The organism is Allosphingosinicella indica, assembly GCF_900177405.1.
Taxonomy (GTDB): domain Bacteria; phylum Pseudomonadota; class Alphaproteobacteria; order Sphingomonadales; family Sphingomonadaceae; genus Allosphingosinicella; species Allosphingosinicella indica.
In genome coordinates, this window is the sequence record NZ_LT840185.1 from 1,057,469 (window position 1) to 1,083,108 (window position 25,640).

A 25,640-nucleotide genomic window follows, 5' to 3' on the forward strand; every position below is an offset into this window, starting at 1 on the left:
AAGCCGCGCAATGACCTATGTCGTCACCGAAGCCTGCATCCGCTGCAAATATATGGATTGCGTCGAAGTGTGTCCGGTGGACTGCTTCTACGAGGGCGACAACATGCTGGTTATCAACCCCAGCGAGTGCATCGACTGCGGCGTATGCGAGCCCGAATGTCCGGCCGAAGCGATCCTGCCCGATACCGAAAACGGGCTGGAGAAGTGGCTGGAACTCAACGCCACTTATTCCGCCGAATGGCCCAACATCACCCGCAAGCGCGAATCGCCTGCCGATGCCGATGAGCACAAGGGTGAAGACGGCAAATTCGATAAATATTTCAGCGCCGAACCGGGCCAAGGCGACTGATCCTGCCCCTTTGGGCGAAGGACGGCCGCGCTTTGGTCAGAAATGGCCCACCGGCCTAGTTTTTCCGTCGCATCTATGTTATACGATTGTCATCGACGCGGGTGCTTCTCTGCGCCCGCACAAGCGCAACCACGAAGAATCGCCGCACATCGGTTTACGACTCGCGTCTGGTGGGGGGATGCGAACCGTCCCGAACAGCGGCCATTTCCACGGAAGGTTTGATAGATGGCAGCGAAGGCGTTGAGCTTCGACGTTGGCGATTATGTCGTATACCCCAAGCACGGCGTAGGCCGCGTGGTCGAGCTGCAGAGCACCGACATCGCCGGAATGCAGCTTGAACTCTATGTGCTGCGCTTCGAAAAGGAAAAGATGACGCTGCGCGTTCCGACCAACAAGGCGGAAAGCGTCGGCATGCGCAAGCTGTCCTCCGACAAGACGCTGAAGGACGCGCTGGAAACGCTCAAGGGCAAGCCCAAGGTGAAGCGCACCATGTGGTCGCGCCGCGCGCAGGAATATGAAGCGAAGATCAACTCGGGCGATCTCATCTCGATCGCCGAAGTGACGCGCGATTTGTTCCGTGCCGACGATCAGCCCGAGCAGAGCTATTCCGAGCGCCAGATCTTCGAGGCCGCATCGAGCCGCCTGGCACGCGAACTGGCCGCGATGGAGCAGGTCGACGAGCCGAAGGCGCTCGAGCAGATCCTCGAAATCCTGAACAAGGCCGCGGCGATCTATAACAAGGACAAGGTGGCCGCGGAAAAGTAAGCCGCGAACCTTTGGCGAACGCATGACGGGGCGGTCCTTCGGGGCCGCCCTTTCTGTTTGGGAGTTGCGCCGATCGTGGCCCTTCTGTATTGTTTTGCTAACACAGCAGGGAGACTATCGATGCGCATCATCGCCATCGCCGCCGTTCCGATCCTCGCACTCGCCGGATGCAACATGGTCGCCGACGCCCAGCGTGGCGGGGACGACGATGCACCGCGCGGCACTGCCGAGCGCAGCTTTCAGGTCGGCGCGTTCGAGGGCGTGTCGCTCGCCGGGCACAATGATGTCGAGGTGAAGGTCGGAGGCCCCGTCTCGGTCCGCGCCGTCGGCGATGCCGCAGAGCTCGACCGGCTGGAGATCGAAGTGCGCAACGGCACGCTCCGCATCGGCGAGCAGCGCAACATCGGCACGCACCGCGGCAAGGCGGTGATCTACGTGACGGTGCCGTCGCTCAGCGCCGCCGCGATCGGCGGATCGGGCGACATGAAGATCGACCGCGCCGAATCGCGCCGCTTCGCCGGATCGATCGGCGGATCGGGCGACATGGAGATCGGCCAGCTCAAGGCGGGCGAGGCCTCCTTCTCGATCGCCGGATCGGGCGGCATCAAGGCGGCCGGCACCGCCGACAGCGCCGAAACATCGATCGCGGGATCGGGCGACATCGATCTCGCGGGCCTCACGGCCGGCGACGCAGACATCAGCATCGTCGGATCGGGCAACACCAGCATCCGGGCAACGCGCAACGCGACCGTATCGATCATGGGATCGGGCGACGCGAAGATCAGCGGCGGCGCGCGCTGCAAGATCAGCAAGATGGGTTCCGGCTCCGTCGATTGCGGCTGAGGCGGCGCGGATATTGAGGCCGCGTTAACCTTTTACGTTCATCAACGGGGACATGAACCGCATCCCCGTCGCGCTTCTCTTCGCCGCTCTCGCCCCCGCGCCTGCCGCGGCGGCGGAGCGGCGCTTTACCGTCACCGATTTCGACCGGGTCCAGATCGACGGGCCGTTCGAAGTGCGCCTCGTCACCGGCAAACCCAACGGCGCGATAGCGCGCGGCGATACACGCGCGCTCGATTCGGTGTCGATCGAGGTTCAGGGCAAGCTGCTCAAGGTAAAACCCAGCCTGTCGCGCTGGGGCGGCTATCCCGGCGAGGCCACTGGCACTCCGGTCATCGAGCTTTCGACGCGCGATCTCGCCAGCGTGTTCGTACGCGGCACGGGCAGTCTTTCCGTCGACAGCGTCAAGGCGATGAAGTTCGAAGCTTCGCTCTCGGGCAGCGGCGCGATCGCGATCGGCCGTATCGAGGCCGACCGGCTCGATCTCGCGCTGCTCGGATCGGGCGGCATCACGATCGCGGGCAAGGCGAAGACGCTGCGCGCCTCCATCCAGGGCCAGGGCGATCTTGCCGCCGAAGGGCTCGTGTCCGAGGATGCGCAGATCAACGCCGGCACCACCGGCCGGGTCATGACCACCGTCAACCGCGCCGTGAAGGTCAATTCCGCAGGGTCCGGCGATGTCGAAATCGCCGGCAAGGCCGCCTGCACCGTCACCGTCCGCGGCAGCGGACGGGTGATGTGCGGACGCTAGAGCTCAGATAAGCGCCAGCGTCGCGAGCTGCCGCGCCATCGCGGGCGGCAATTCCAATATGCCCGCCACCCCCTCGCCGAGATCGGCGGGTGCGTCTTCCGCATTGAGATAGCGCCAGCCCTGATGCGCGCGCTTTGGCGCCGCCGTCAGCGGGACGACCGCCGGATCGAGCCGGATCAGCGTCCGCCGTTCGGCCGCGTCCTCGAACCCCAAGATCTCCTGCCGTGCGATGATGCGGTGCTTGACGATCCAGAACAAAGATCCGCCAATCAGCTCGTCCGCGCGCTTGGGGCGGAAGCGGGTAAGCACCGGCACGAACCCATCGCGCATCCGCCGCGCCTGCCGGTTGCGCAGCGCCGAGAAGCTCGCGCAGCCGACGGCGACCTTGCTGATGTGGAGCGGCATGGCGGCGATATGGCGGCGCGCGCCAATCGCTTCAATGGCTTACCAGCCCTGCCGCGACCGCAAGGCCGAGGAAGGCGAGAAAGCCCATCGAATCAGTGATCGTGGTCACGAACACCGAGGAGGCGACGGCGGGATCCTGGTTGAGCCGATCGAGCAGCAGCGGCACCAGCACGCCCGCCAACCCGGCGATGACGATGTTGATGAGCATCGCGACCGCGATCACCCCGCCGAGCGCCGGGTTGCCGAACACCAGCCCGGCGCCGATGCCGATGAGGATGGCGATCGTCGCGCCGTTGAGCAGCGCAAGCCGTATCTCGCGCCAGATGGTGCGCAGCGAGTTGGACCGGGTGAGCTGGTTCATCGCGAGCGCGCGCACCGCCACCGCCATCGTCTGCGTGCCCGCATTGCCGCCGATCGAGGCGACGATCGGCATGAGCACGGCGAGCGCGACCATCTGCTCGATCGCGGCGCCGAACAAGGCGATGATCGACGATCCGACCAGTGCGGTCAGCAGGTTCGCCGCCAGCCAGCGGACGCGTGCCTTGTAGCTGTCGCGCAGCGGCTCGTTGATGTCGCCCTCGCCCGCGCCGGAGAGCAGCAGCACGTCTTCGCCCGCTTCCTCCTGGATGATGTGGACGATGTCGTCGACGGTGATCATGCCGACGAGACGCCCCGCGGGATCGACCACCGCGGCGGAAATCAGCGCGTATTTCTGGAAGCGGAGCGCCACTTCCTCCTGGTCCATATCGACCGGGATCAGCGTCTGCTCGCGCTGCATGAGATCCGCCATCGCGAAATTGCGCGGCGTGCGGAGGATCCAGCTCAGCGCGACCGAGCCGACCGGATGGTGCTGCGGATCGACGACGAACACTTCCCAGAAATCGGTGGTCAGCTCGTCCTCGGCGCGCAGGAAATCGATCACCTGGCCGACCGTCCAATGCTCCGGCACCGCGATCGGATCGCGGCGCATCAGGCGTCCGGCCGATTCCTCGGGGAAGGTCAGCGCCTCTTCGATCGCGGCGCGATCGTCCGGCTCCATGGCGCTGAGGACGGCGGCCTGCTCGTCCGCCTCCATGTCCTCGATCATCGCGACGGCGTCGTCGGTATCGAGCTCGCCGGCGATCTCGGCGACCTGGTGCGGTTCGAGCGCGTCGATCAGCTCGTCGCGCACCCAGTCGTTCATCTCCGCGAACACGTCGCCGTCGAGGAGGTCGGCGACCGCGGCGGCAAGCGCGCGGCGGTCATCGCGGTCGATCAGCTCGAACAGGTCGGCAATGTCGGCGGCGTGGAGCGGCTCGACCAGCGCGCGCGCGCCCTCATTGTCGCCGGCTTCGACACGGTCGATCACTTCGCGGACGAAATCCGGGTTCATCCGGTCGTCCTCGTCGTGGCGCTCGGGCGGCGGTGTCGGCGGGGTGGGGACAGTCTGCGCGATGGGGGTATCGATTTCGCTGTCGCTCATCGCCCTCTCCTCGCGCGGTCCGGCGCCCTCCTAGGCCGGTGGGGCGGCGCTGTCGATAAGCGGCGAGGGGTGGCGCGGGCGGGTTTCGGCCCCTAAGTGCTCGCCAGACCACAGGAGATATCCATGTCCGAACAGACCCTCGTCCTTTCGCTCGATTCCGGCGGCGACGTCGTCATCCGCCTGCGCCCCGATCTCGCGCCCGGCCATGTCGAGCGGATCACAAAGCTCGCCAAGGACGGTTTCTACGATGGCGTCGTCTTCCATCGCGTCATCCCCGGCTTCATGGCGCAGGGCGGCGACCCGACGGGCACCGGCACCAGCGGATCGAAGGAGCCCGACCTCAAGGCCGAGTTCAGCGACGAGCCGCATGTCCGCGGCACCTGCTCGATGGCGCGGACGATGAACCCGGACAGCGCCAACAGCCAGTTCTTCATCTGCTTCGACGACGCCCGCTTCCTCGACCGCCAATATACGGTGTGGGGTGAGGTGACCGAGGGCATGGAGCATGTCGATGCGCTGCCCAAGGGCGAGCCGCCCGCCACGCCGGGCAAGATCGTGAAGGCCGAAGTCCGCGACTAAGGCATGCGCCGCTCAGGCCGCTGCCTTGAGTTCGCCGCTTCCGGCGATGCTGGCGAACAGCCAGTCGTGGAAGATGCGCACCGGGCGGCGGCCGAGCGCCGAACGGCGGCACGCGAACCAATAGCCGTAGGGCGTGTCGATCCGCGCGCCGAACAGCTCTACCATGCGGGGATCGTGCGCGTCGCGGAAATGGCTGTCGAGCATCAGCGCGACGCCGAGCCCCTGCGCCGCTGCCTCGAGCATCAGCGGCCCCGAATCGAAATAGTCGATCGCCGCGGGCTGCAGACCGGACACCCCCATCGCATCGCGCCACATGTCGAAGATGTCGGCCATGTCGCGGTGGAGAAATACGGTTGCCGCGGCGAGATCGGCGGGCCGGGTGTAGCCGAGATCGGCCGCGGCGATGGCGACGATCTGGTTCACGTCGATCCGCCGCGCATACAGGCTGCTATCGACCTCGCTGGTCAGCACGATCGCGGCATCGACACCTTCATCGAGGCGGGCGAGGCCGTGCGCGGCGGTATCGATGTCGATGTGCAGCTCCGGATGGGCTGCGCGAAGCTCGGCGAGCCGCGGCATCAGCCGCTGCGACGCGAACAGCGGCAGCACCGAGAGACGCAGCCGCATCAGCTCGCGCTCGCCGCGCGCCCGCTCGATGGCAAGGCCGAGCGCGTCGAGCGAGGGGCCGACCTCGACGAGCAGCCGCTCGCCCTCGGGATTGAGCCGCACCGACTGATGACGCCGCTCGAACAGCGGATGGCCGACGTGACGCTCGAGCGATTGCAGCCGCCGGCTGAGCGCGGGCGACGAAAGCGACAGCGCTTCCGCCGCGCCCTTCACCGATCCGGTCCGCGCGACCTGCACAAAGGCCTCGATCGCGGTCAAAGGAGGAAGCCTGCGCATATCCTCTCCCCTATATGGTGCGCCGCACGCACACCGCGGCAGGCAAAATCCGCGGTAAAGCGCGGTTATGATTGCACCAGATGCAACCAATAGCATATCATTTCGCACTTGCACAATGATGTTGCATTAGCGAAAAAGACCTCGCCTTTCAGGCATCCTCTCCTAAACTTTCAAAGGGTCGGCCCTCGGGTCGGCCCCTTTTTTTTGCCCACAAAGCTGGAACCCCGTCCGCCGATCCTTATTTGCCTCGCAGGGCAAGGAGACATCATGGCCGACGAGGAAAAGGGAGCCGGGCGGCTCCAGGTCGCGAATATGCGGCCGGATGACAGCGGACGCGGCCTGGCGCGTATCCCCCGGGCACTGATGAAATCGCTCGGCCTCGGCGAAGGCGATGTGGTCGAGATCGGCGGCAAGCGCACCACGCCTGCACGCGCGGTCTATCCCTACCCCGAGGACGAAGGGCTCGACATCGTCCGCCTCGACGGCCTGCAGCGCGCCAATGCCGAGATCGGATCGGGCGATTATGTCGAGATTCGCAAGGCTGAATCGAAACCCGCGCAGCGCGTCGTGCTGGCGCCCGCGCAGAAGAACCTCCGCCTCCAGGGCTCTTCGAACGCGCTGAAGCGCAGCTTCGGGATGAAGCCGGTGACGGCGGGCGATATCGTCGCGACCACGGGCCAGCAACAGATCAACCGCGGCGACATCCCGCCAGAGCTCAGGCAGATGATGAACGCGCCGGCGTTCGCGCTGCAGGAAATCCGCCTCACCGTCGTGTCGACCAGCCCCAAGGGCATCGTCCACATCGACCAGAATACCGAAGTCGAGCTCCGCTCCGAATATACCGAGGCGAAAGAGACGCGCCGCGCCGACGTCACCTATGACGATCTCGGCGGCATCGGCGGGACGATCGACCAGCTCCGCGAAATGGTCGAGCTGCCGCTGCGCTATCCCGAAATCTTCGAGCGGCTGGGCGTCGATCCGCCCAAGGGCGTTCTGCTCCACGGCCCGCCCGGCACCGGCAAGACACGGCTTGCGCGCGCCGTCGCCAACGAGAGCGATGCGAGCTTCTTCCACATCGCCGGCCCGGAGATCATGGGCTCCGCCTACGGCGAAAGCGAGAAGCGGCTGCGCGAGGTGTTCGAGGAGGCGGGCGCCAACGCCCCCTCGATCGTGTTCATCGACGAGATCGATTCGATCGCCCCCAAACGCGGCCAGGTGACTGGCGAGGCGGAAAAACGGCTCGTCGCGCAGCTTCTCACGCTACTGGACGGGCTGGAGCCGCGCGCCAACGTCGTCGTCATCGCCGCCACCAACCGGCCGGAAGCGATCGACGAGGCGCTGCGCCGCCCCGGCCGCTTCGACCGCGAGATCGTCGTCGGTGTCCCCGACGAGAACGGTCGGCGCGAGATCCTCGGCATTCACACCCGCGGCATGCCGCTGGCGCAAGGCGTCGAGCTGGTGCAGCTCGCGAAACAGACCTACGGCTTCGTCGGCGCCGACCTTGCCGCGCTGACCCGCGAGGCGGCGATCGAGGCGGTGCGGCGGATCATGCCAAAGCTCAACCTCGAGGAAGGCACGATCCCGCCCGAGGTGCTCGAGACGCTTTCGGTCACCCGCAGCGATTTCGAGCAGGCGCTGAAGCGCGTCCAGCCCTCGGCGATGCGCGAAGTGATGGTGCAGGTGCCCAATGTCGGCTGGGACGATATCGGCGGGCTAGACGACGCGCGCGAGCGGCTCCAGGAAGGCGTCGAGCTGCCGCTGAAGGATCCGGACGCTTTCCGTCGCCTCGGCATCCGCCCGGCCAAAGGCTTCCTGCTCTACGGGCCGCCGGGCACCGGCAAGACCCTGCTCGCCAAGGCGACGGCGCGCGAGGCGCAGGCCAATTTCATCGCCACCAAATCCTCCGATCTCCTCTCCAAATGGTATGGCGAGAGCGAGCAGCAGATCGCGCGCCTGTTCGCGCGTGCACGGCAGGTCGCGCCGACCGTGATCTTCATCGACGAACTCGACAGCCTCGTCCCCGCGCGCGGCGGCGGCATGGGCGAGCCGCAGGTGACCGAACGCGTGGTCAACACCATCCTCGCCGAGATGGACGGCCTGGAGGAATTGCAGTCGGTGGTGGTGATCGGCGCGACCAATCGGCCCAATCTGGTCGATCCCGCGTTGCTCCGGCCCGGCCGGTTCGACGAGCTGGTCTACGTGCCCGTCCCCGACCGTGCCGGGCGGCGGCGCATACTTTCGATTCACACCGCGAAGATGCCGCTCTCGAGCGACGTCGATCTCGACGATTATGCGGCGCGGACCGAGCGGTTCACCGGCGCCGACCTCGAGGATCTCGTCCGCCGCGCAGGCCTCTTCGCGCTGCGCGATTCGCTCGATGTCCGCGAAGTCACCGACGCGCATTTCGAGAAGGCGCTTGCCGACACTCGCGCGTCCGTCACGCCCGAGATGGAAACCGAATATGAGAAGATCCGCAGCAAGCTGAAGCAGGACGCCTTCGCGGCGGGCGGCATCGGCTTCGTCCAGCCGGGGATGCTCACTCCGCGCGGGTCGAAAGGTTCGGCCGCAGAAGCAGACTGAGCGCCAGCGCCGCCATCAGCAGCGCGACCGCGATGAACGGCGCGGCCATGCCGAGGCCATAGAGCCCGATGCCGATCGCGGGCGCGGCAATATAGGCCATGCCGTTGACCGAGGTGACCATCCCGGCGACGGCATTCTGCTCATGCGGCGCGACGGCGAGTGAGGCGCCGCTGGTGAACCCCGGCCGGAAGAAGCCGAAGCCCAGCGAGAAAACCGCGAAGCCGAGCGTGATCTCGTAGATGCCCGATGCATAGCCGGTGATCAGCGATCCCGCCGCCGCCAGCACCGCGCCCCAGATCACCATCCGCCGCGGCCCGAGCGCGAGCTGCGGGATCAGCCACCATTGCGCGAGCAGCGATGCGCCGGCGCTCACCATAAGCACGATCGCGATCCACTGTTGCGCGTCGGCGAGCGGCACGTCCATCCGGTCGATGACCAGAAAGCCGATGACGCCGAACAGCGCCGCCTGCCCGTGCCCGCCGACCACGCCGATGACGTGCCAAGGCAGCACGCGCGGGTCGCGCCAGCGTAGCGGCAGGTGCGGCGCCTCCTCCGCCGGCATCGGCGCACCGCCGCCGATCGATGGATAAGGCGCGATCGGCCCGCGGGCGGGGTTGCGCGGGGTATCGTCGGGCAGGCGCGCGACGAGCGCGACGAGCATGATCGCGCCGATCCCGGCAAAGACGATCATCGGCGCAGCAAGGCCGAGCGGCGGGAAGATGAAGAGCGGCGCCACCGCCGGGCCGATGATCGTGCCAAGCCCGAAGGCCGATGCGATGGCCGCGAGCGCGTTGGTGCGCTGATCCCCCTCCGTCCGCGCGGCGACATAGGCCTGCACCGCGGGCGGCGATGCGGATCCCCATGCGCCATAGACGCCGCGGCCGAGGATGAAGACCAGGAAGACGATCCCTGGGGTCAACCAGTGGAGCAGCCCGGCGGCGAGGATCGCGCCGCACATCAGCATCGAGACGATGAAGCCGTAGAGGCCGACTCGCATCAGCGCGCGCCGCCCGCGCTGGTCCGCGCGGCGCGCCCAATAAGGCGCCGCGACCACCCAGATCACCGCGCTCAAGCTGAAGGTCAGCGCCACATAGATGTCGGCGACACCAAGCTCGCGGCCGATCGCGGGGAGCAGCGATTGCATCGCCGTATTGCCGGCGGCAGCGACCACCGTCACGCCGAACAGCAGGGCGAACCGCTCGCGCGGGATGCCGTATCCGCTCATTGCCGCCGCGCCGGATCGCGGTGCGGTAACGGCCTTCCGCACATTGTCATATTTCCGGACCGGGCATGGGCCGCACTTGCCATCCGGGCGTTGTTTTGCCAACGCGAACCTTCATGCCCAACGGCAACGGACGATCCTGATGACCCTTTCGGCAGAACAAGCCCGGCGCAAACGATCGGTCCTGGGCAAGCTGGAGACCGATCCGCGCTGGCAGTTCCTGCGGGGTTTTGTGAAGCATCCGGTGATGGTGGGCTCCGTCATTCCGTCATCGGGCGTGCTGATGGACAAGATGCTCGGCCCGGTCGATTGGGCGGCGTGCAAGCTGTTCGTCGAATATGGCCCCGGCGTCGGCACCTTCACCCAACGCATCCTCGACAAGCTGGCGCCCGACGCCACACTCATCACGATCGACACCAATGCCGATTTCACCGACTATCTCGGCAAGAAGATCCGCGACAACCGGCTGATCGCGGTGACCGGATCGGCGGCGGACGTGCGCACGATCATGGCCGATTGTGGCTTCGACCATGCCGACTACATCCTTTCGGGCCTGCCCTTCTCGACGCTTCCGCCCGGCATTGGGCCGAAGATCGCGCGCGAGACCGCCGCGGCGCTGCGCCCCGGCGGCGCGTTTTTGGTCTATCAATTCTCACCCAAGGTGAAGCAGTTCCTCACCCCCCATTTCGAGCGCATCGACCGCGGCTTCGAATGGATCAACGTGCCCCCGGCAACTCTGTTTTGGGCCTGGAAGGACTGACCGCCGCGTGACGTGCGGCGGAAGGCGTCAGTCGAACAATTCCTCGAGGAAGCTCTTGCGCCGTTTGCGGTAGGGCTTGTCATGCCCCGAATAGCCGCCGCCGAACCCCGGCTGCGGCGCCTGCGCGCCACGCGGCGGATCATAATCACGGTCGGGAAGGTTGTTCGCCGCACTCCGCTCGATGATCTTGTCGAGCTCGCCACGATCGAGCCACACGCCGCGGCACAGCGGGCAGTAATCGATCTCGATCGACTGCCGCTCGCTCATCACCAGCGGCGTGTTGTCGATCGGGCAGAGCATTTCCTTGTCCGGACGCATACCAAGCTCCCTCATGTCGTCGGCTCGACGCTTACGGACGGCGCGTGATGGCATCAAGCTTGTCCGAATTCGGACAATTGTCCGGGCACGGACGAAGGTGAACACCAAAAGCTGGCGATTTTTACCGAACATTGGGCTGCGTTCATCGGGGTGAAAGGTTCGCCCCGATGCGAAGTGGCGGATTTCCGCCGCTTTCGGGAATTGGCACGGCTTCTGCAAATCCCTTGGCATGGCACCGGACAGTCCGGCGCCGCACAAAGGGAGACTTCAAATGACCTATGTTTCGCTCAACCAGATCGCCGCTTCGATCGTCGGCGCGCTCATCGCCAGCAGCCTGTTCGTCGCCGCCGCGACCGGCCCGATCCCCTTCGCCTGATCGTTCGAACCTCCATCCCGCAAAGGGGATAGACCATGACCGATCGCTACCTGCTCGACAAAGACAATGCCAAACTGATGGGCGTCTGCGCCGGGCTTTCAAACCACAGTGGCATGGACGCGATGGGCGTCCGCATCATCGCCGTCCTGCTGCTGTTCCTCCTCGGGCCGATCACCATCCTGGCGTATCTCGCCACCGGCCTCCTCGCCAACAGCCGCTGAGCGCCCGCCCGCGCTCAGCGCGCGAGGAAGGACTTGAGCGCCGCGGCAAAGGCCGCAGGCTGATCGAGCATCACCATATGGCCGCTGTTCGCGATCCGCGTCAGCCGCGCCCCCTTCGCCCCCGCATAAGCGCTGCGATAATCGCGGACGATCACCGCGGGATCGACCCCGCCGCCCGCTGGCGGCGTCGCATAGACTACCTCCATCGGCGCCGCGATCCGCGGCAGCTCCGGCTTCAGATCGATGAGCGCTAGCTCGTGCATCGCCTGTGCGACCACATCGGGATCGCTCCCCGTCGCCGCCGCGCCGCCGCCGAAATTGCCCATCAACCCCTCCATCAGCCGCCGCCCGCCGGGCGACGAAGTGAAGATCGAGCGCAGCGAATCCGCCAGCGGCCGGATCGCCGCGGCGTCAGACCCGACGAGGCCGGCGGGCGCGGGCAGCATGTCGACCACCATCAGCTTGCCGACCCGCGCCGGATGCCGTGCCGCGAGCATCATCGCCACCGTGCCGCCCATCGAATGGCCGACAATCGCGGGGCGGACGAGCCGCTGATCGGCGATGTAGCGCGCGATCTCCGCCACCAGCGGCTGGATCACCGCACTATTCGCGTTGCCGCCCGCCGGCTCGCCCGCGAAGCCCGCGACCTGCAGCAGGTGGTAGCGATAGCCCGGCACCGCCGTCACCGCATCGCTCCACACCGATCGCCCGGCGGTGAGGCCGGGGATCAGTAGCACGTCCGGCCCCGATCCGCGCACCCGCACAGAGAAGCGCGTCGGGCGCCATGACGCCGCCTGCGCCAGCACGGGCGCGGCGCCCAGAACCCCGAGCGCGAGCGCCGAAAGCGTGAAACTGCGTCTATCCATGACTGGGCGGCTAAACGGCTGCGCTTGAACCTCCGCTGACAGGTCTCCCCAATGCCGGGCGACTAGGCTAGACCGGCGCGTCATGGCCTCCCCGCATCTCTATCTGGTCGACGGATCCAGCTACATCTTCCGTGCCTTCCACCGGCTGCCGCCGCTCACCAACCGGCACGGCCTCAACGTCGGCGCGGTCTACGGCTACACCACGATGCTGTGGAAGCTGGCCGAAAGCCTGCACAAGGCGGACGGGCCGACGCACCTCGCCGTCATCCTCGATAAGTCGGAGAGCACGTTCCGCAACGCGCTTTACCCCGAGTACAAAGCGCACCGCCCGCCGCCGCCGCCCGAGCTGGTGCCGCAATTCCCGCTGATCCGCGACGCGACGCGCGCCTTCTCGCTGCCGTGCATCGAGGAGGACGGGCTGGAGGCGGACGACATCATCGCCTGCTATTCCAAGGCCGCGATCGCTGCCGGCTGGCAGGTGACGATCGTCAGCTCCGACAAGGATCTGATGCAGCTCATCGAGCCGGGCTTGGACATGCTCGACACGATGAACGATCGGCGGATGGGCCGCGACTATGTGATCGAAAAGTTCGGCGTCCCGCCCGAGCAATTGGGCGAAGTGCTCGCGCTGATGGGCGATGCGGTGGACAATATCCCCGGCGTCCCCGGCATCGGCCCCAAGACGGCATCGAAGCTGATCCAGGAATTCGGCACGGTCGAGGCGGTGCTCGCCGCCGCGCCGGACATGAAGCCGTCCAAGATGCGTGACAATCTCATCGCCCACGCCGATGCGGCGAGAATGTCGCGCAAGCTGGTTGAGCTGGTGTGCGACGCGCCGCTCCCCGAACCGCTCGAAGACCTGTCGATGAAGGGCATCCCGGAAGAGCCGCTGCGCGCCTTCCTTGAGGATCACGGCTTCAAGTCGCTGCTCTCGCGTCTCTCGGCCACCGCGCAGGCGGCGGCGCCCGCGGCCGCAGCGGCGGTGGAGGCGCGAAGCGACGATCCGCCGATCGACCGCAGCGGCTACGAGACCATCACCGACGAAGCGGCGCTCGACCGCTGGATCGCGGAAGCGAGCGCTCAAGGCTATGTCGCGCTCGATACCGAGACCAATTCGGTCGATTGCGTCAGCGCGATCCTGGTCGGCATCAGCCTCTGCACCGCGCCGGGCCGCGCCTGCTACATCCCCTTGGAGCATGGCGGGCACGACATGCTTTCGGAGCGGCCCGACCAGCTCGCCGCCGCCACCGTCCTCGGCAAGCTGAAGCCGCTGCTGGAGGATCCGGCGACGCTCAAGATCGGCCACAATTTCAAGTTCGACTGGGTGGTGCTCGATCGCCGCGGCATCTGTGTCGCGCCGCTCGACGACACGCTGGTGATGAGCTTCGATCTCAACGCCGGCGGGCTCGCCAGCCACGCGATGGACGATCTCGCGGTCGAGCATCTCGACCACCAGCCGCTGACCTACAAGGAGGTGTGCGGGGCGGGGAAGAAGCAGATCCCGTTCAACGAGGTGCCGCTCGATCGCGCCACCGAATATGCCGCGGAGGATGCCGAGATCACGTTCCGGCTATGGCAGCGGTTCAAGCCGCGGCTGGCGCACGAGCGCGTCGCACGCGTCTACGAGCTGGTCGACCGGCCGCTGGTGCCGGTGATCGCGCGGATGGAGCGCGAGGGCGTGAAGGTGAACCGCGACGAGCTTTCGCGGCTGTCGGCCGAGTTCAGCGAGCAGATCGCTGCGCTGGAGGAAAAGATCTGCGGCGAGGCGGGGTGCAAATTCACCATCGGCAGCCCCAAGCAGCTCGGCGACATCCTGTTCGACAAGATGAAGCTCCCCGGCGGCCGCAAGGGCAAGTCGGGCGTCTATTCGACCGACGTCAATGAGCTGGAGCGGCTGGCGCGCGACGGCGCTCCGATCGCGCGGCTGGTGCTCGACTGGCGCCAGCTCACCAAGCTCAAGACCACGTATACCGATGCGCTGCAGCAGCAGATCAATCCCGATACGGGCCGCGTCCACACCACCTACAGCCTGTCCGGCGCGCAGACCGGGCGGCTATCCTCGACCGATCCCAATCTACAGAACATCCCGATCCGCACTGAGATCGGCCGCCGCATCCGCGACGCCTTCATCGCCGAGGAAGGCCATGTCATCCTGGCGGCGGACTATAGCCAGATCGAGCTCCGCCTCGCCGCACATATGGCCGACGTGCCCGAGCTGAAGGCCGCGTTCGCCGAAGGGGCCGACATCCACAACATCACCGCGCGCGAGCTGTTCGGCACGGTCGACCGCGACACCCGCGGACGCGCCAAGACGATCAATTTCGCGATACTCTATGGCATCTCGCGTTGGGGGCTCGCCGGCAGGCTCGAAGTGACCGCCGAAGAGGCGCAGGCGATCATTGACCGCTATTTCGAGCGCTTTCCCGGCATCTCCAACTACATTGCCGAGACGCTGGAGAAGGCGCGTTCCACCGGCTTCACCACCACTTTGTTCGGCCGCAAGACGCATTTCCCCGGCCTCAAGTCCAAAGTGCAGCACGAGCGACAGGGGGCGGAGCGCGCCGCGATCAACGCGCCGATCCAGGGCACCAGCGCCGACATCATCAAGCGCGCGATGGCGCGGATGGGGCCGGCGCTCCGCGACGCGGATCTCGCCGGCGTGCGCATGCTGATGCAGGTGCATGACGAGTTGGTGTTCGAAGTCCCCGCCGCCGAGGTGGAGCAGGCCTCCGCCGTCATTTGCGCCGTGATGGAAGGCGCCGCCGAGCCCGCGATCCGGCTCAGCGTGCCGCTCGGCGTCGAGGTCGGCACCGGCGCCAATTGGGGCGCCGCGCATTGAGCACGGCCGCGCCGGCCGACAAGGATATTGCCGCGCTGGCGCGGGGCGGGCGGACGAACTTCTTCGGCTTCCTGCTGCGGCTCGCCGCGCGGCTACCCTTCCTGTTCGTCGCCGGCCGTTTCTACGGTGCCGAGGCGCTCGGCCGCTTCGCCTATGCGGTGCTGATCGTCGAATTCGCCGCGCAGCTCGCGACGCTGGGGCTGAAGCGCGGGCTGGCGCAGCAGCTTTCGAATACCGAGAAGCCGCACGTCTGCGTCGTCTGGGATGCGATGCTGGTCGCCTTCATCGCCTCCGCGGTGGCGAGCGCGATCCTCATTGCTTTTCCGCAGGCGATGTTCCCCAACAGCCCGATCAACGGCATCGAATGGCTGCTGCCGCTGATCGTCTTCGCGATCGCGGGCTCGGACATCGCGCTCGCCGCGCTCGCCTATCAGCACAACGTCAAGGCGACGGTGACCGCGCGCGCGATCGTCGAGCCGTGGACGATCAGCATCGCGGCGACGCTTCTCTTCTTCACTCTCTCCAAGCGCGACGGCCTCATCATCGCCTATGTGCTGTCGATGGTCGCGGCGCTGGGCGCGTCGCTCTGGCCGCTGTTCAAGGCCTATGGCTGGCCGCACGGCTGGCGGCCCGAAGTGCGCGGCCTCTGGGCGCTGACCCGGCGCAACATGCCGCTCGCCGCCGCCGACGCGATCGAATGGGGATCGCGCCGCATCGACATCGCGATCCTCGGCCTGTTCTTCTCGCCCGCGATCGTCGGCATCTATTATGTCGCGCAGCAGGTCGCGAGCCTGCCACAGAAGCTCAAGACCAGCTTCGATCCGATCCTCGGCCCGGTCATCACGCAGAAGCTCGCCGAAGACGATAAGCCGGCGGTGGCGAGGCAGGTCCGCCAGGTCGGCTTCTGGATCATCGCCGCGCAGGTCGGCATCGCGCTCGCGCTCGGCATCCCGGGCGAGGCGGTGATGGGCCTCGTCGGCCCCAATTTCGTCGGCGGCACCGCGGCGCTCGGCTTCCTGCTCGCGGCGGAAGCGGTGGCGGCGACCGCGGTCGTCTCCGAAGCCGCGCTCGTCTACGTCGCGCGGCACCGCAATCTGATGATCTCGTTGGCGATGGTCGCGGTGCAGGTCGCGCTATCGATCGCGCTGATCCTGGCCGCGCGCGCGGCGCAATGGCCGGAAAGCTGGCAGGCGGCGGGGCCGGCGCTGGGGCTGATGCTTGCGCTCGGCTTGTCCTCGATCCTGAAGGCGCGGCTGCTCTCGCGCCTGCTCGGCGCGCCCGTGCAGGGGTGGCGCTGGCCGCTCGTCTGGGCAACGGGCGCCGCCGTCGTCGTTGGCTGGTGCTTCACCTTGCTGCCGCCAAATCTCGAATGGGTCGAGCTGGTGTTCGGCATCCCGGCGATCCTGGGCGCCTTCGGCTACATCATGTGGCGCAAGGGCTTCACCCGCGAGGACCGCGCGCTGTTCCGCAGCCACGCGCCCGAGGAAGACGCGACGCTACCCCCTGCGAAGCTGGCACCGCGCGAAAGCTGAGCTTCCTTCCGCTCAGTGGCGGAAGTGGCGCATGCCGGTGAAGACCATGGCGAGTCCCGCCTCGTCGGCTGCGGCGATCACCTCGTCGTCGCGGATCGATCCGCCCGGCTGGATCACCGCCGTCGCCCCCGCCTCGACCGCGGCGAGCAGCCCGTCGGCGAAGGGGAAGAAGGCGTCCGAAGCGACCGCCGAGCCGATCGTGCGCGGCTCGCCACAGCCCGCTTTCTCCGCCGCATCCTTGGCCTTCCACGCGGCGATGCGCGCGGATTCCAGCCGGTTCATCTGCCCCGCGCCGATGCCCGCGGTGGCGCCGTCCTTTGCGTAGACGATGGCGTTCGACTTGACGTGCTTCGCGACCGTCCAGGCGAACAGGCAGTCCTTCAGCTCCTGCTCGGTCGGCGCGCGCTTGGTCACCATGCGCAGTTCGTCGCGGGTGATGCCGCCATTGTCGCGGGACTGGAGCAGCATCCCGCCCGCGATCGATTTGATCGTCAGTCCCGGCCGCGCCGGAGCGGCGAAATCGCCGCACAGCAGGAGGCGGAGGTTCTTCTTGCGCGCGAAGGCGGCGCGCGCCGCATCGTCGGCGCCCGGCGCCACGACGACTTCGGTGAAAATCTCGCAGATCGCTTCCGCCGTCGCGCCGTCGAGCGGCCGATTGCAGGCGATGATGCCGCCGAACGCCGACACCGTGTCGCAGGCGAAGGCGGCGCGATAGGCGTCGAGCAGCGTCTCGCCGCTCGCCACGCCGCAGGGGTTGGCGTGCTTGACGATTACCACCGTCGGTGGGCCGTCCTTGAATTCGGCGACCAGCTCGAGCGCGGCATCGGCGTCGTTGTAGTTGTTGTAGCTGAGCTCCTTGCCCTGCAGCTGCTCGGCCTGCGCGATCCCCGGGGTGGCCGGGCCGGCGGGAACGTAGAGCGCGGCGCGCTGGTGCGGGTTCTCGCCGTAGCGCAGCTCCTGCGCGCGGCGCACGGGAATCGCGACCGTCTCGGGGAAGATCTCGCCCTGATCGGCGAAGGCGAACCACGAGGCGATGGTCGCATCATATTGCGCGGTGAGCGCGAACGCTTTCGCCGCGAGCCGCTTGCGATCCTCCAGCGTGGTCTCGCCCTTGGCTACGAGCGCATAATCGGCCGGATCGGTGACGATCGCCACACTCGCGTGATTCTTCGCGGCCGAGCGGACCATCGACGGTCCGCCGATGTCGATATTCTCGATCACCTCGTCGCGCTCCGCGCCGCGCGTAACGGTCTGCGCAAAGGGATAGAGATTGACGACGACGAGATCGATCATGCCGATGTCGTGCGCTGCCGCCGCTTCCTCATGCGCCGCATCGCCGCGCACCGCGAGCAGGCCGCCGTGAACCTTGGGATGCAGCGTCTTCACCCGCCCGTCCATCATCTCGGGAAAGCCGGTAAGATCGGAGATGTCGCGCACTTCCAGCCCCGCACCACGGAGCGCCTTGGCGGTGCCGCCGGTGGAGACCAGCTCGACGCCTTGTCCGGCCAACGCCTGCCCCAGTTCCGCCAGCCCTTCCTTGTCGGAGACGGAGAGCAAAGCGCGGCGAATCTTCACGGTGGACATGGGTTACTTTCGATGGATGCGGGAATCGGTGCCGCCCATAGCGGCCCGGGCGTGTCGTAGCTAGCGCGCGCGCTTCAGCGTCCAGGCGACGGTGGTGCCATCGGGCGGCGTCTCGCCGGTGATGACGAGCTGCTGGGTGCCGTGCGGCTTGGCCGCGCCGTCGACCCACAGGCTGTCCTCGATGCCGAGCGCGCCGCCGCGCGCCTTGAACTGCCAGACCGCGCCGCCCTTGATGCGGAGCAGCGCGCCCTGGCCGTCGGCGGTGCTGGTCACCTCGACGCCCGGCGCGAGGTGGAAGCGGATCGCGAAGCCCGTCGGCTCGGAGCGCCGGCGTCGGCCCTGCGCGATCAGCCGGTCCTCCCCCTCCAGCGCCAGCCCGTCAGCGGTGAGCGCGAGCTGGCGCTGATGGACGAGGCCGAAGCGGCGGACGTAACCGTCGTGCCCGGCCTCGACCACCGTGCCGGCGGTGTCGTCGCGGCCGAGCTCGACCTGGCCGACGCCTTTGCCGAGCGAGCCGTCGTCATGGACCGCGGTGGAGTTGCGATCGCCAAGCGTGAGCGTCGAATGCGCCGCGGTGGTGCGCAGCGCGCGGACCAACTCGGCGGGTAGCGCCGCCTTGGCGGCGCCGACGCCGCCGCAATTGACGATCAGCCGGTTGCCGCCATCGCTCAATTCGAACGCCAGCGTCGAGGCGCAGCCGCCGGCGAGCGCGCGGCTGGGCGGCGGCGGTGCGGCGTCGAATACCGCCGTCACCGATTTCGCCGCGAGCCGCTGATAGCCCCAGCCGCGCGCCTGGCGCAGCGCGCCGGCCTCGACTCCCGATCCTTCGAGCACGGTGGCGACGGTGCGCGGATCGAGCCCGTTGCCGCCCTGCCAGCTCGACAGCCCGCCATCGCCGAGGATGATCGTGCGGAGCGCGGAGGCAGCGCCCTCCAGCGCATCGCCGATCGCGTCGGGCATTTCTTTGCGCGCCGCGAAATAGGCGGCGCGGACCTGCGCCAGCACCTCGACCAGCGCAAGCTGTTCGGTCGGCGAGCGGCTGACGAGGCCGCCGTCCTCATGCTGCGCCGCCTCCAGCGCGCGGATCATACCCGCCTCGCCGCGGCCCTGCCGCACCGGCCCGCCCTGCACGACCAGCGCGGCGGCGATCACGCCCGCCCAGGCGGTGATCCGCGGTAGCCCCTCGGGCGCGCGATCGGCGCTCTTGTCGAGATGCCGCGCGCCGCGCGCCAGCGTGTTGAGCACGGCGGAGCGGTAGACGATGTCGCGGCTGGAAAGGATGTAGGGCGCGTAGGCCGACCAGAAGAGGATGCGACGGCCCCACAGGTCGGCGCGCCACGCCCGCTCGCCGCACCGCTCGGCGCAGCTTTCCAGCCAGTGGCGGGTGATCCCCTCGACCAGCTTTGCCGCATTCTCGCGCGTCGCCGCCGCCGCAACGTCGCGCAGCCAGGCGAAGCTCTGCAGATGATCGGAGAAATCTGGAGCGAAGGTGGGATCGTTGAAGGCGAGCCGCGCGACTTCGACGCTGCGCCCGCCAAAGGCGATCTCGCCCGCCAGGATCGCCTCGCCCGCTGCCTTGTCGCCGGCAATTGGATCCTTGGGCACCGCGAGCAGCTTCAGCGGGAAGCGGCCGCGCAGGCGCAGCTTGTGCAGCGGCGTCCGCCACGACAGGCGGTGAAGCCGGTAGGCAAGCCGCTCGGCGAGCGAGACGCCGCGATCGTCGCCGACGCGGATCAACCTCTTGCCGGAGCCGATCTCCTGCTCCTCCGGCCTGGGGTCGATGCGCTCCAGCAGGCTCATCCCCCGCGCAGGCCCCGGATATTCTCGTCGTAGCGTTCCGGCCCGCCGCGGAAGGTGGCGGTGCCGGCGACCAGCACGTCCGCCCCCGCCGCGATCGCGCGCGGCGCAGTCGTGGCATCGATACCGCCGTCCACCTGGAGATCGATCGGCTTGCCGATCTTGTCGATCTGCTTGCGGATCGCTTCGATCTTGCGGAGCTGGCTGTCGATGAAGCTCTGCCCGCCGAAGCCGGGGTTGACGCTCATCACCAGCACCAGATCGACCTCCTCCAGCACATAATCGAGCATCTTGGCCGGGGTGCCGGGGTTGAGCGAGACGCCCGCCTTCTTGCCGAGCGCCTTGATCGCCTGGATCGTGCGGTGGAAGTGCGGCCCGGCTTCTGGGTGGATGGTGATGATATCCGCCCCCGCCTCGGCAAAAGCCCCGAGGAACGGGTCGACCGGCGCGATCATCAGATGGACGTCGAAAGTCTTGGCGCTGTGCGGGCGGAGCGCCTTCACCACCCCCGGGCCGATCGTGATGTTGGGGACGAAATGGCCGTCCATCACATCGACATGGATCCAGTCGGCACCGGCCGCGTCGATGGCGCGCACCTCCTCGCCCAACCGGGCGAAGTCGGCGGAGAGGATGGAAGGGGCGATCCGGACCGTCTGTTGCACGACGGAATCCTTAACCGCGCGATTCGCGCGCTTCAAGGAAGCGGGCGAGTTATCCCCCGCTAATTCGCCTGAACCGTGCGATGAAAAAGCCGTCCGCACCGCCCTCGGCCTCCAGCGTGCCGGGGAGAAGGCGCAAATGCCCATCCACCGGCTGCGCGATGCCGCCGATCTCGTCCGCCGAAATCGGCTCGGGCGCATAGTCGCTGCGGGCGGCGAGGAAGGCTTCGGCGACCCGCTCGCCTTCTTCCCGCTCGAGCGAGCAAACCGAATAGACGAGGCTGCCGCCGGGCTTCAGCCAGTCCGCGGCGCGCGCCAGCATCGCCGCCTGGCCCGCTGAGAGCTCGGCGATGGCGCGCGGGCGGACACGGTGGAGCACATCGGGATGGCGGCGGTAGATGCCGGTCGCCGAGCAAGGCGCGTCGAGCAGGATCGCGTCCACCGGCTCCGGCGGCGCCCACGCCATGACGTCGGCGGTCACCACCTGGGCAGAGAGGTGCGTGCGCGCCAGATTGTCGGCAAGTCGCGCGAGACGACTTTCCGAGGCATCGACCGCGGTGACTGCAAAGCCGGCGGCGGCGAGCTGCATCGTCTTGCCACCAGGTGCGGCGCAGAGATCGAGCGCGCTCCGCCCCGCGCCAGCGCCGAGCAGCCGCGCAGGGAGCGAGGCGGCGATGTCCTGCACCCACCATTCGCCCTCGCCATAGCCCGCGAGCCCCGCCACCCCCGTGCCAGCCGCGAGGCGGAGGTGACCGGGAAGCAAGCTAGCGCCTTCCAATGCCGGCGGCCGGTCAGCGGGAAAGCTGAGATCGAGCGGCGGCGGCGCGGCGATCAGCCTAGCGGCGGCCGCGGCGACCTCCTCCCCCCAGGCATGCGCCCAGCGCACAGCGACGAGATCGGGCAGGGTGGGCGGATCGGGGAGCGCGGCACCCTGCCGCATCAGCGTTCCGAACACGCCGTGGACGAGCTTGCGCGGTCCACCATCGATCAGCGGCAGCGCGGTCGCGATCGCGGCGTGCGGCGGCGTGCCGAGCGCGAGCGCCTGGACCAGCGCGATGCGCAGCGCGAACCGCGCCTTGGCATCGTCGGGCAGGCGCTTCTTCGTGGCGCTGTCGATCAGCGCATCGAGATCGGGCAGGCGGCGGAGCGTCTCCGCCGCGATGGCATGGACCAGCCCCCGGTCCTCCGCCTTGTCGAGATCGCGCGCCGCCGCGTCGAGCGCCGATTCCAGCGGCAGCCCCTTGCGCAGCACCGCATCGAGCAGCCGCAACGCCGCCCGCCGCGCGGGGACGCCGGCTCCATCGGGTGCGCGCTTGGCGTCAGGCAAAATAGACGGCTCCGGTGATGGCGGAGGCCCAAAAAGCCGCGCCGACCACGATCGCCGCCCATGCATAAACGCCGCGCTCGTCAGTCGGCCAATGCTCGCCGTACATGAGGGAATAGCTGCGCACTTTGAGCGCGCCGCCGGAGAGGCCTCGCAGAACGACGTAGCCCGTCAGCCAACAGAATCCGAAAACTATCGTGCCGACGACAAACTCGACGAGCCAGTCGAACAGGAAGCTCATTCAGCGCCGCCCGTGCGGATCGAGCGCGCTGGTGCGGCGGCGGGTGACCGGCACTGCGGTTCCGGCCCTCTGCCGCGCCACCTCGGCGAGCGGCGGCGGGGCGGCGAGGCCCATCTCGTCCGCCATCGCCTCCAGCGCGGCGATGCGGTTGCCAGTGTCGGGGTGCGTCGAGAACAGGCTGTCGCGGCCGGTGCCCGACGGCACGATATAGAGCGAGGCGGCGGCGGGGTTCCGGAGGCTCACCGGATTGGGGACGCGGGCCGCGCCCTGCGCCAGCTTGGCGAGCGCCGAAGCGAGCGCGCGCGGGTTGCCGCTGATCTCCGCGCCGCCGCGATCCGCGCCATATTCGCGGGTGCGGCTGATCGCCATCTGCACGATCATCGCCGCGAAGGGCGCGACGATCACTGCCGCGATCATCGCCAGCATGTTGCCGCGATTGTCGCCGCCGCGGAAGAACAGCCCGAAATTGGCGAGGAAAGAGATCGCGCCCGCGATGGTCGCGGTCATCGTCATGATGAGCGTATCGCGGTTCTTCACATGCGCGAGTTCGTGCGCCATCACGCCCGCAATCTCGTCGCGGCTCAATATCTCCATCAGCCCGGTCGTCGCGGCCACGGCGGCATTGTCCGGGTTGCGGCCGGTGGCGAAGGCGTTGGGATGCGGCGAATCCACCACATAGACCTTGGGCATCGGCAGCGCGCCGCGCTGCGCGAGGCCGCGGACGATATCGACGAGCTGGCCCGAGGTGACCTCGCGCGCACCGTGCATCTTGAGCACGATCTTGTCGGCATTCCAGAAGGTGAAGAGGTTCATCGCCGCCGCGATGCCGAGAGCGATCAGCGCGCCGCCGGATCCGCCGATCGTGTAGCCCAGCCCCATGAACAGCGCCGTCAGCGCCGCCAGCAGCATCACCGTCCTCAAACCGCTCATCTTGCCTATCGTCTCCTCGATGCGAATATGGGGCGCGACACCCCTTGCTGCAATCGGAAGCGCTCATGCCCGCCCGCCGTCCGCCCCACCTGAAACCGCCCGCCCACTGGACGAACGAACCACCGCCCGCGCCGGAGAAAGCGCCGCAAGCCGATGAGCATGGCGGCCCCAAGGGCCGCGAGCCGACGCGTTATGGCGACTGGGAGAATAAGGGCATCGCCTGGGATTTCTGAGGCTAAAGCCCCTCGGCCCTGAGCGGTCGCGACAGCAGGTTTTCCACCACCGCATCGACCGACGCGCTTCCGGCAAGCAGATCGCACACCGCGCCTACGATCGGCATCTCGACCCCGGCGTCCGCCGCGGCCTGGCGCAACACCGGCGCGGTGAAGGCGCCTTCGGCCACCGTCTTGCGGTCGGCGAGCAGCGCCTTGGCGTCCGCTCCCTCGCCCAGCCCCTTGCCGAGCGCGAAGTTGCGCGAGCTGGTCGAGGAGCAGGTGAGGACGAGATCGCCGAGCCCCGCGAGGCCGGCCAGCGTTTCCGCCCGCGCGCCGCGCGCAAGGCCGAAGCGCGTCATCTCCGCAAACCCGCGCGAGATAATCGCGGCGCGCGCGTTCTGCCCGAGGCCGCGACCCTCGACCACGCCGCAGGCGATCGCCAGCACGTTCTTGACCGCGCCGCCGATCTCGGCGCCGGTGAGGTCGTCGGACAGATAGGGCCGGAAATTGGGCCGCGCGATGCGAGCCGCCACCGCCTCGCCCGCCGCTTGGTCGGCGATCGCCAACGTCACCGCCGCGGGCAGTCCCGCCGCCACTTCATGGGCGAAGGTGGGGCCGGACAGCACCGCGATCGCCGCTGCCGGCTGCGCCTCGTGCGCGACCTGATGCATCAGCTTGGCGCTGCCTTCCTCGATCCCCTTCGAGCAGAGCACGAGCGGGACGGCGAGCGCGGGGAGCCCGGCAAGGACGCGGCGCATATGCTGCGCGGGCGTGACGACGAGCAGCGCCTCGCATCCCGCGAGGTCGTCGAGCGCGTCCGTCGCGCGGATCGCGGTGGAGAGCGAGATGCCGGGCAGGAAGACGCTATTCTCACGGCGGAGATTGACCGCCTCGACCACTTCCGGCTCGCGCGCCCACAGCAACGTCTCCTCGCCACCGGCCGCAGCGACCTGCGCAAGCGCCGTGCCCCACGCGCCCCCGCCGATGACGCCGATCCTCACGCCTTCACCCCGGCGCCGCGCACTGCCTCTGCCGCCGGATCGAGCGGCCAGCGCGCCCGCGCCGGCGCGTCCAGTCCGTCGACCATCCCTTCTTCGAAGCGGAGCGCCCCGGCCCAGGCGATCATCGCCGCATTGTCGGTGCAAAGCCAAAGCGGCGGCGCGACGAAGGGCAGCCCCGCCTCCCCGGCGAGCGTGGTAAGCGCGGCGCGCACCGCCCCGTTCGCCGCCACGCCGCCGGCGACGACCAGCGCGGTCGCTTGCGGAGCAGCGTCGAGAGCGCGGCGCGTGCGATCGACCAGGCAATCGACGACCGCCTGCTGGAACGAGGCGGCGATGTCGGTGACGCTCCATCGCTCCGCCTGATGCGCGCGGAGCACCGCGCTCTTGAGGCCGGCGAAGGAGAAATGCGGCTCGGCCGATCCGACGAGAGGCCGGGGCAGCGGCACGGCGCGCGGATCGCCCTCCGCCGCCGCGCGCTCGACCGCCGGACCGCCCGGAAATCCCAAGCCGAGCAGCTTCGCGCTCTTGTCGAACGCTTCGCCCGCCGCGTCGTCGATCGTCGTGGCGAGACGGCGATAGGCGCCGACGCCCTCGACCAGCAGCAACTGGCAATGCCCCCCCGAGACAAGCAGCAGCAGATAGGGGAAATCGAGATCGGGGTGGCTCAGCATCGGCGACAAGGCATGGCCTTCGAGATGATTGACCGCGACCAGCGGCTTGCGCGCGGCGAGCGCCAGCCCCTTGGCCGTAAGCAGCCCGACCATCACGCCACCGATCAGCCCCGGCCCCGCAGTCGCGGCGATCGCATCGACGTCCGCCAGCGTGACATTGCCCTCCGCCAGCACGTCCTCGACCAGCGCGGGGAGGATATCGACATGCGCGCGTGCCGCGATCTCAGGCACCACGCCGCCATAGGGGCGGTGCTGCGCCTCCTGGCCCGCGAGCTTGTGCGCGATCAGCCGGCGATCGGACGTCACCAGCGCCGCCGCCGTCTCGTCGCACGAGGATTCGATGCCGAGGATGAGGCTCATCCCCGTTCCCTGCCATCGCGGCGGGTTTGGGAGCAAGCCCCGCACGGCGATGGGCGCGGGCTGGCACCGCCGGAACAATAGCGCTAGCAG

The 25,640-nt window shown here is 68.2% G+C and carries 25 protein-coding genes; 11 read left to right on the forward strand and 14 right to left on the reverse strand.

Translation table 11 applies throughout. The features are described 5' to 3' along the window. Positions 1-10: 10 nt before the first annotated feature. From fdxA to B9N75_RS05200, 4 genes are all read left to right on the forward strand, one after another. Positions 11-349 (forward strand): ferredoxin FdxA, encoded by a 339-nt coding sequence (gene fdxA / locus B9N75_RS05185; RefSeq protein WP_085217835.1) that lies wholly within the window; start codon positions 11-13, stop codon positions 347-349. A 225-nt stretch (positions 350-574) separates the two neighbouring features. Continuing rightward, positions 575-1,114 carry a CarD family transcriptional regulator gene (locus B9N75_RS05190; protein ID WP_085217836.1) on the forward strand — a complete coding sequence of 180 codons (540 nt, stop codon included), beginning with the start codon at positions 575-577 and terminating at the stop codon, positions 1,112-1,114. Between the two features lie 120 nt (positions 1,115-1,234). Then, positions 1,235-1,957 (forward strand): head GIN domain-containing protein, encoded by a 723-nt coding sequence (locus tag B9N75_RS05195; RefSeq protein WP_085217837.1) that lies wholly within the window; start codon positions 1,235-1,237, stop codon positions 1,955-1,957. 52 nt (positions 1,958-2,009) lie between these two features. After that, complete coding sequence (locus B9N75_RS05200; protein WP_085217838.1) at positions 2,010-2,705, forward strand: GIN domain-containing protein; 696 nt, start codon at positions 2,010-2,012, stop codon at positions 2,703-2,705. 3 nt (positions 2,706-2,708) lie between these two features. Here B9N75_RS05200 and B9N75_RS05205 read toward each other — a convergent pair whose 3' ends face one another. Together B9N75_RS05205 and mgtE are read right to left on the reverse strand one after the other, a co-directional pair. Beyond that, positions 2,709-3,110, reverse strand: coding sequence for a DUF1489 family protein (locus B9N75_RS05205; RefSeq protein ID WP_085217839.1), 402 nt, complete (start codon positions 3,108-3,110; stop codon positions 2,709-2,711). Between the two features lie 31 nt (positions 3,111-3,141). Further along, complete coding sequence (gene mgtE, locus B9N75_RS05210) at positions 3,142-4,572, reverse strand: magnesium transporter (protein ID WP_085217840.1); 1,431 nt, start codon at positions 4,570-4,572, stop codon at positions 3,142-3,144. A 123-nt stretch (positions 4,573-4,695) separates the two neighbouring features. On the opposite strand from mgtE, the gene B9N75_RS05215 reads away from it, so the two are divergent. After that, entirely contained in the window at positions 4,696-5,151 is a 456-nt protein-coding gene (locus B9N75_RS05215; RefSeq protein WP_085217841.1) for a peptidylprolyl isomerase, read from the forward strand. 12 nt (positions 5,152-5,163) lie between these two features. Here B9N75_RS05215 and B9N75_RS05220 read toward each other — a convergent pair whose 3' ends face one another. Further along, positions 5,164-6,054: a LysR substrate-binding domain-containing protein gene (locus tag B9N75_RS05220; RefSeq protein ID WP_085217842.1), complete on the reverse strand. Its 891-nt coding sequence runs from the start codon at positions 6,052-6,054 to the stop codon at positions 5,164-5,166. Positions 6,055-6,321: 267 nt separating this feature from the next. Between B9N75_RS05220 and B9N75_RS05225 the strand changes: the two genes are divergently transcribed. Continuing rightward, entirely contained in the window at positions 6,322-8,634 is a 2,313-nt protein-coding gene (locus B9N75_RS05225) for a CDC48 family AAA ATPase (RefSeq protein WP_085217843.1), read from the forward strand. Here the strand turns inward: B9N75_RS05225 and B9N75_RS05230 are convergent. After that, positions 8,591-9,901, reverse strand: coding sequence for an MFS transporter (locus tag B9N75_RS05230; RefSeq protein WP_244552436.1), 1,311 nt, complete (start codon positions 9,899-9,901; stop codon positions 8,591-8,593). The genes B9N75_RS05225 and B9N75_RS05230 overlap by 44 nt on opposite strands. 97 nt (positions 9,902-9,998) lie before the next feature. Between B9N75_RS05230 and B9N75_RS05235 the strand changes: the two genes are divergently transcribed. Continuing rightward, on the forward strand, positions 9,999-10,616 hold the full coding sequence (locus B9N75_RS05235) for a class I SAM-dependent methyltransferase (RefSeq protein WP_085217845.1): 618 nt from the start codon (positions 9,999-10,001) through the stop codon (positions 10,614-10,616). Between the two features lie 27 nt (positions 10,617-10,643). On the opposite strand, the gene B9N75_RS05240 is transcribed toward B9N75_RS05235, so the two are convergent. Then, positions 10,644-10,934 (reverse strand): TFIIB-type zinc ribbon-containing protein, encoded by a 291-nt coding sequence (locus tag B9N75_RS05240; protein ID WP_244552437.1) that lies wholly within the window; start codon positions 10,932-10,934, stop codon positions 10,644-10,646. A 411-nt stretch (positions 10,935-11,345) separates the two neighbouring features. Here B9N75_RS05240 and B9N75_RS05245 point away from each other — a divergent pair, with 411 nt between their 5' ends. Beyond that, positions 11,346-11,531 (forward strand): PspC domain-containing protein, encoded by a 186-nt coding sequence (locus B9N75_RS05245; protein ID WP_044452712.1) that lies wholly within the window; start codon positions 11,346-11,348, stop codon positions 11,529-11,531. Positions 11,532-11,545: 14 nt separating this feature from the next. On the opposite strand, the gene B9N75_RS05250 is transcribed toward B9N75_RS05245, so the two are convergent. Next, positions 11,546-12,397, reverse strand: coding sequence for an alpha/beta fold hydrolase (locus tag B9N75_RS05250; protein ID WP_085217846.1), 852 nt, complete (start codon positions 12,395-12,397; stop codon positions 11,546-11,548). Between the two features lie 82 nt (positions 12,398-12,479). On the opposite strand from B9N75_RS05250, the gene polA reads away from it, so the two are divergent. Then, complete coding sequence (gene polA / locus B9N75_RS05255; RefSeq protein WP_085217847.1) at positions 12,480-15,236, forward strand: DNA polymerase I; 2,757 nt, start codon at positions 12,480-12,482, stop codon at positions 15,234-15,236. Further along, positions 15,233-16,768, forward strand: coding sequence for a lipopolysaccharide biosynthesis protein (locus B9N75_RS05260; RefSeq protein ID WP_085217848.1), 1,536 nt, complete (start codon positions 15,233-15,235; stop codon positions 16,766-16,768). Before polA ends, B9N75_RS05260 begins: the two co-directional genes overlap by 4 nt. Before the next feature lie 12 nt (positions 16,769-16,780). Here B9N75_RS05260 and purH read toward each other — a convergent pair whose 3' ends face one another. The 6 genes from purH to htpX are packed head-to-tail and all read right to left on the reverse strand — an operon-like array spanning position 16,781 to position 23,303. Then, positions 16,781-18,352: a bifunctional phosphoribosylaminoimidazolecarboxamide formyltransferase/IMP cyclohydrolase gene (purH, locus tag B9N75_RS05265; RefSeq protein WP_085217849.1), complete on the reverse strand. Its 1,572-nt coding sequence runs from the start codon at positions 18,350-18,352 to the stop codon at positions 16,781-16,783. Between the two features lie 60 nt (positions 18,353-18,412). Continuing rightward, positions 18,413-20,152, reverse strand: a complete 1,740-nt coding sequence (locus tag B9N75_RS05270) for a heparinase II/III family protein (protein WP_085217850.1) — start codon at positions 20,150-20,152, stop codon at positions 18,413-18,415. Next, a complete protein-coding gene (gene rpe / locus B9N75_RS05275) occupies positions 20,149-20,811 on the reverse strand; it encodes a ribulose-phosphate 3-epimerase (RefSeq protein WP_244552438.1) in 663 nt (220 codons plus the stop codon). The genes B9N75_RS05270 and rpe overlap by 4 nt, the downstream gene beginning before the upstream one ends. A 49-nt stretch (positions 20,812-20,860) precedes the next feature. Then, the gene (locus B9N75_RS05280; protein WP_085217852.1) at positions 20,861-22,201 is read right to left on the reverse strand and encodes an RsmB/NOP family class I SAM-dependent RNA methyltransferase; all 1,341 of its coding nucleotides are present in this window, start codon (positions 22,199-22,201) and stop codon (positions 20,861-20,863) included. Then, complete coding sequence (locus B9N75_RS05285) at positions 22,128-22,373, reverse strand: hypothetical protein (RefSeq protein ID WP_085217853.1); 246 nt, start codon at positions 22,371-22,373, stop codon at positions 22,128-22,130. Before B9N75_RS05285 ends, B9N75_RS05280 begins: the two co-directional genes overlap by 74 nt. Then, positions 22,374-23,303, reverse strand: coding sequence for a zinc metalloprotease HtpX (gene htpX / locus B9N75_RS05290; protein ID WP_085217854.1), 930 nt, complete (start codon positions 23,301-23,303; stop codon positions 22,374-22,376). A 65-nt stretch (positions 23,304-23,368) separates the two neighbouring features. On the opposite strand from htpX, the gene B9N75_RS05295 reads away from it, so the two are divergent. Continuing rightward, positions 23,369-23,536 (forward strand): DUF1674 domain-containing protein, encoded by a 168-nt coding sequence (locus tag B9N75_RS05295; RefSeq protein ID WP_085219419.1) that lies wholly within the window; start codon positions 23,369-23,371, stop codon positions 23,534-23,536. Positions 23,537-23,538: 2 nt separating this feature from the next. Here B9N75_RS05295 and B9N75_RS05300 read toward each other — a convergent pair whose 3' ends face one another. Then, positions 23,539-24,519 carry an NAD(P)H-dependent glycerol-3-phosphate dehydrogenase gene (locus tag B9N75_RS05300; protein ID WP_085217855.1) on the reverse strand — a complete coding sequence of 327 codons (981 nt, stop codon included), beginning with the start codon at positions 24,517-24,519 and terminating at the stop codon, positions 23,539-23,541. Beyond that, positions 24,516-25,550, reverse strand: coding sequence for a tRNA (adenosine(37)-N6)-threonylcarbamoyltransferase complex transferase subunit TsaD (gene tsaD / locus B9N75_RS05305; RefSeq protein ID WP_085217856.1), 1,035 nt, complete (start codon positions 25,548-25,550; stop codon positions 24,516-24,518). The genes B9N75_RS05300 and tsaD overlap by 4 nt, the downstream gene beginning before the upstream one ends. Positions 25,551-25,640: the final 90 nt, after the last annotated feature.

Coding starts and splice junctions, on each gene's coding strand:
- fdxA (WP_085217835.1), top strand. CDS start 11: ATGACCTATGTCGTCACCGAAGCCTGCATCCGCTGCAAATATATGGAT.
- B9N75_RS05190 (WP_085217836.1), top strand. CDS start 575: ATGGCAGCGAAGGCGTTGAGCTTCGACGTTGGCGATTATGTCGTATAC.
- B9N75_RS05195 (WP_085217837.1), top strand. CDS start 1,235: ATGCGCATCATCGCCATCGCCGCCGTTCCGATCCTCGCACTCGCCGGA.
- B9N75_RS05200 (WP_085217838.1), top strand. CDS start 2,010: ATGAACCGCATCCCCGTCGCGCTTCTCTTCGCCGCTCTCGCCCCCGCG.
- B9N75_RS05205 (WP_085217839.1), bottom strand. CDS start 3,110: ATGCCGCTCCACATCAGCAAGGTCGCCGTCGGCTGCGCGAGCTTCTCG.
- mgtE (WP_085217840.1), bottom strand. CDS start 4,572: ATGAGCGACAGCGAAATCGATACCCCCATCGCGCAGACTGTCCCCACC.
- B9N75_RS05215 (WP_085217841.1), top strand. CDS start 4,696: ATGTCCGAACAGACCCTCGTCCTTTCGCTCGATTCCGGCGGCGACGTC.
- B9N75_RS05220 (WP_085217842.1), bottom strand. CDS start 6,054: ATGCGCAGGCTTCCTCCTTTGACCGCGATCGAGGCCTTTGTGCAGGTC.
- B9N75_RS05225 (WP_085217843.1), top strand. CDS start 6,322: ATGGCCGACGAGGAAAAGGGAGCCGGGCGGCTCCAGGTCGCGAATATG.
- B9N75_RS05235 (WP_085217845.1), top strand. CDS start 9,999: ATGACCCTTTCGGCAGAACAAGCCCGGCGCAAACGATCGGTCCTGGGC.
- B9N75_RS05240 (WP_244552437.1), bottom strand. CDS start 10,934: ATGCGTCCGGACAAGGAAATGCTCTGCCCGATCGACAACACGCCGCTG.
- B9N75_RS05245 (WP_044452712.1), top strand. CDS start 11,346: ATGACCGATCGCTACCTGCTCGACAAAGACAATGCCAAACTGATGGGC.
- B9N75_RS05250 (WP_085217846.1), bottom strand. CDS start 12,397: ATGGATAGACGCAGTTTCACGCTTTCGGCGCTCGCGCTCGGGGTTCTG.
- polA (WP_085217847.1), top strand. CDS start 12,480: ATGGCCTCCCCGCATCTCTATCTGGTCGACGGATCCAGCTACATCTTC.
- purH (WP_085217849.1), bottom strand. CDS start 18,352: ATGTCCACCGTGAAGATTCGCCGCGCTTTGCTCTCCGTCTCCGACAAG.
- B9N75_RS05270 (WP_085217850.1), bottom strand. CDS start 20,152: ATGAGCCTGCTGGAGCGCATCGACCCCAGGCCGGAGGAGCAGGAGATC.
- B9N75_RS05280 (WP_085217852.1), bottom strand. CDS start 22,201: ATGCATGGGCGGCGATCGTGGTCGGCGCGGCTTTTTGGGCCTCCGCCA.
- B9N75_RS05285 (WP_085217853.1), bottom strand. CDS start 22,373: ATGAGCTTCCTGTTCGACTGGCTCGTCGAGTTTGTCGTCGGCACGATA.
- htpX (WP_085217854.1), bottom strand. CDS start 23,303: ATGAGCGGTTTGAGGACGGTGATGCTGCTGGCGGCGCTGACGGCGCTG.
- B9N75_RS05295 (WP_085219419.1), top strand. CDS start 23,369: ATGCCCGCCCGCCGTCCGCCCCACCTGAAACCGCCCGCCCACTGGACG.
- tsaD (WP_085217856.1), bottom strand. CDS start 25,550: ATGAGCCTCATCCTCGGCATCGAATCCTCGTGCGACGAGACGGCGGCG.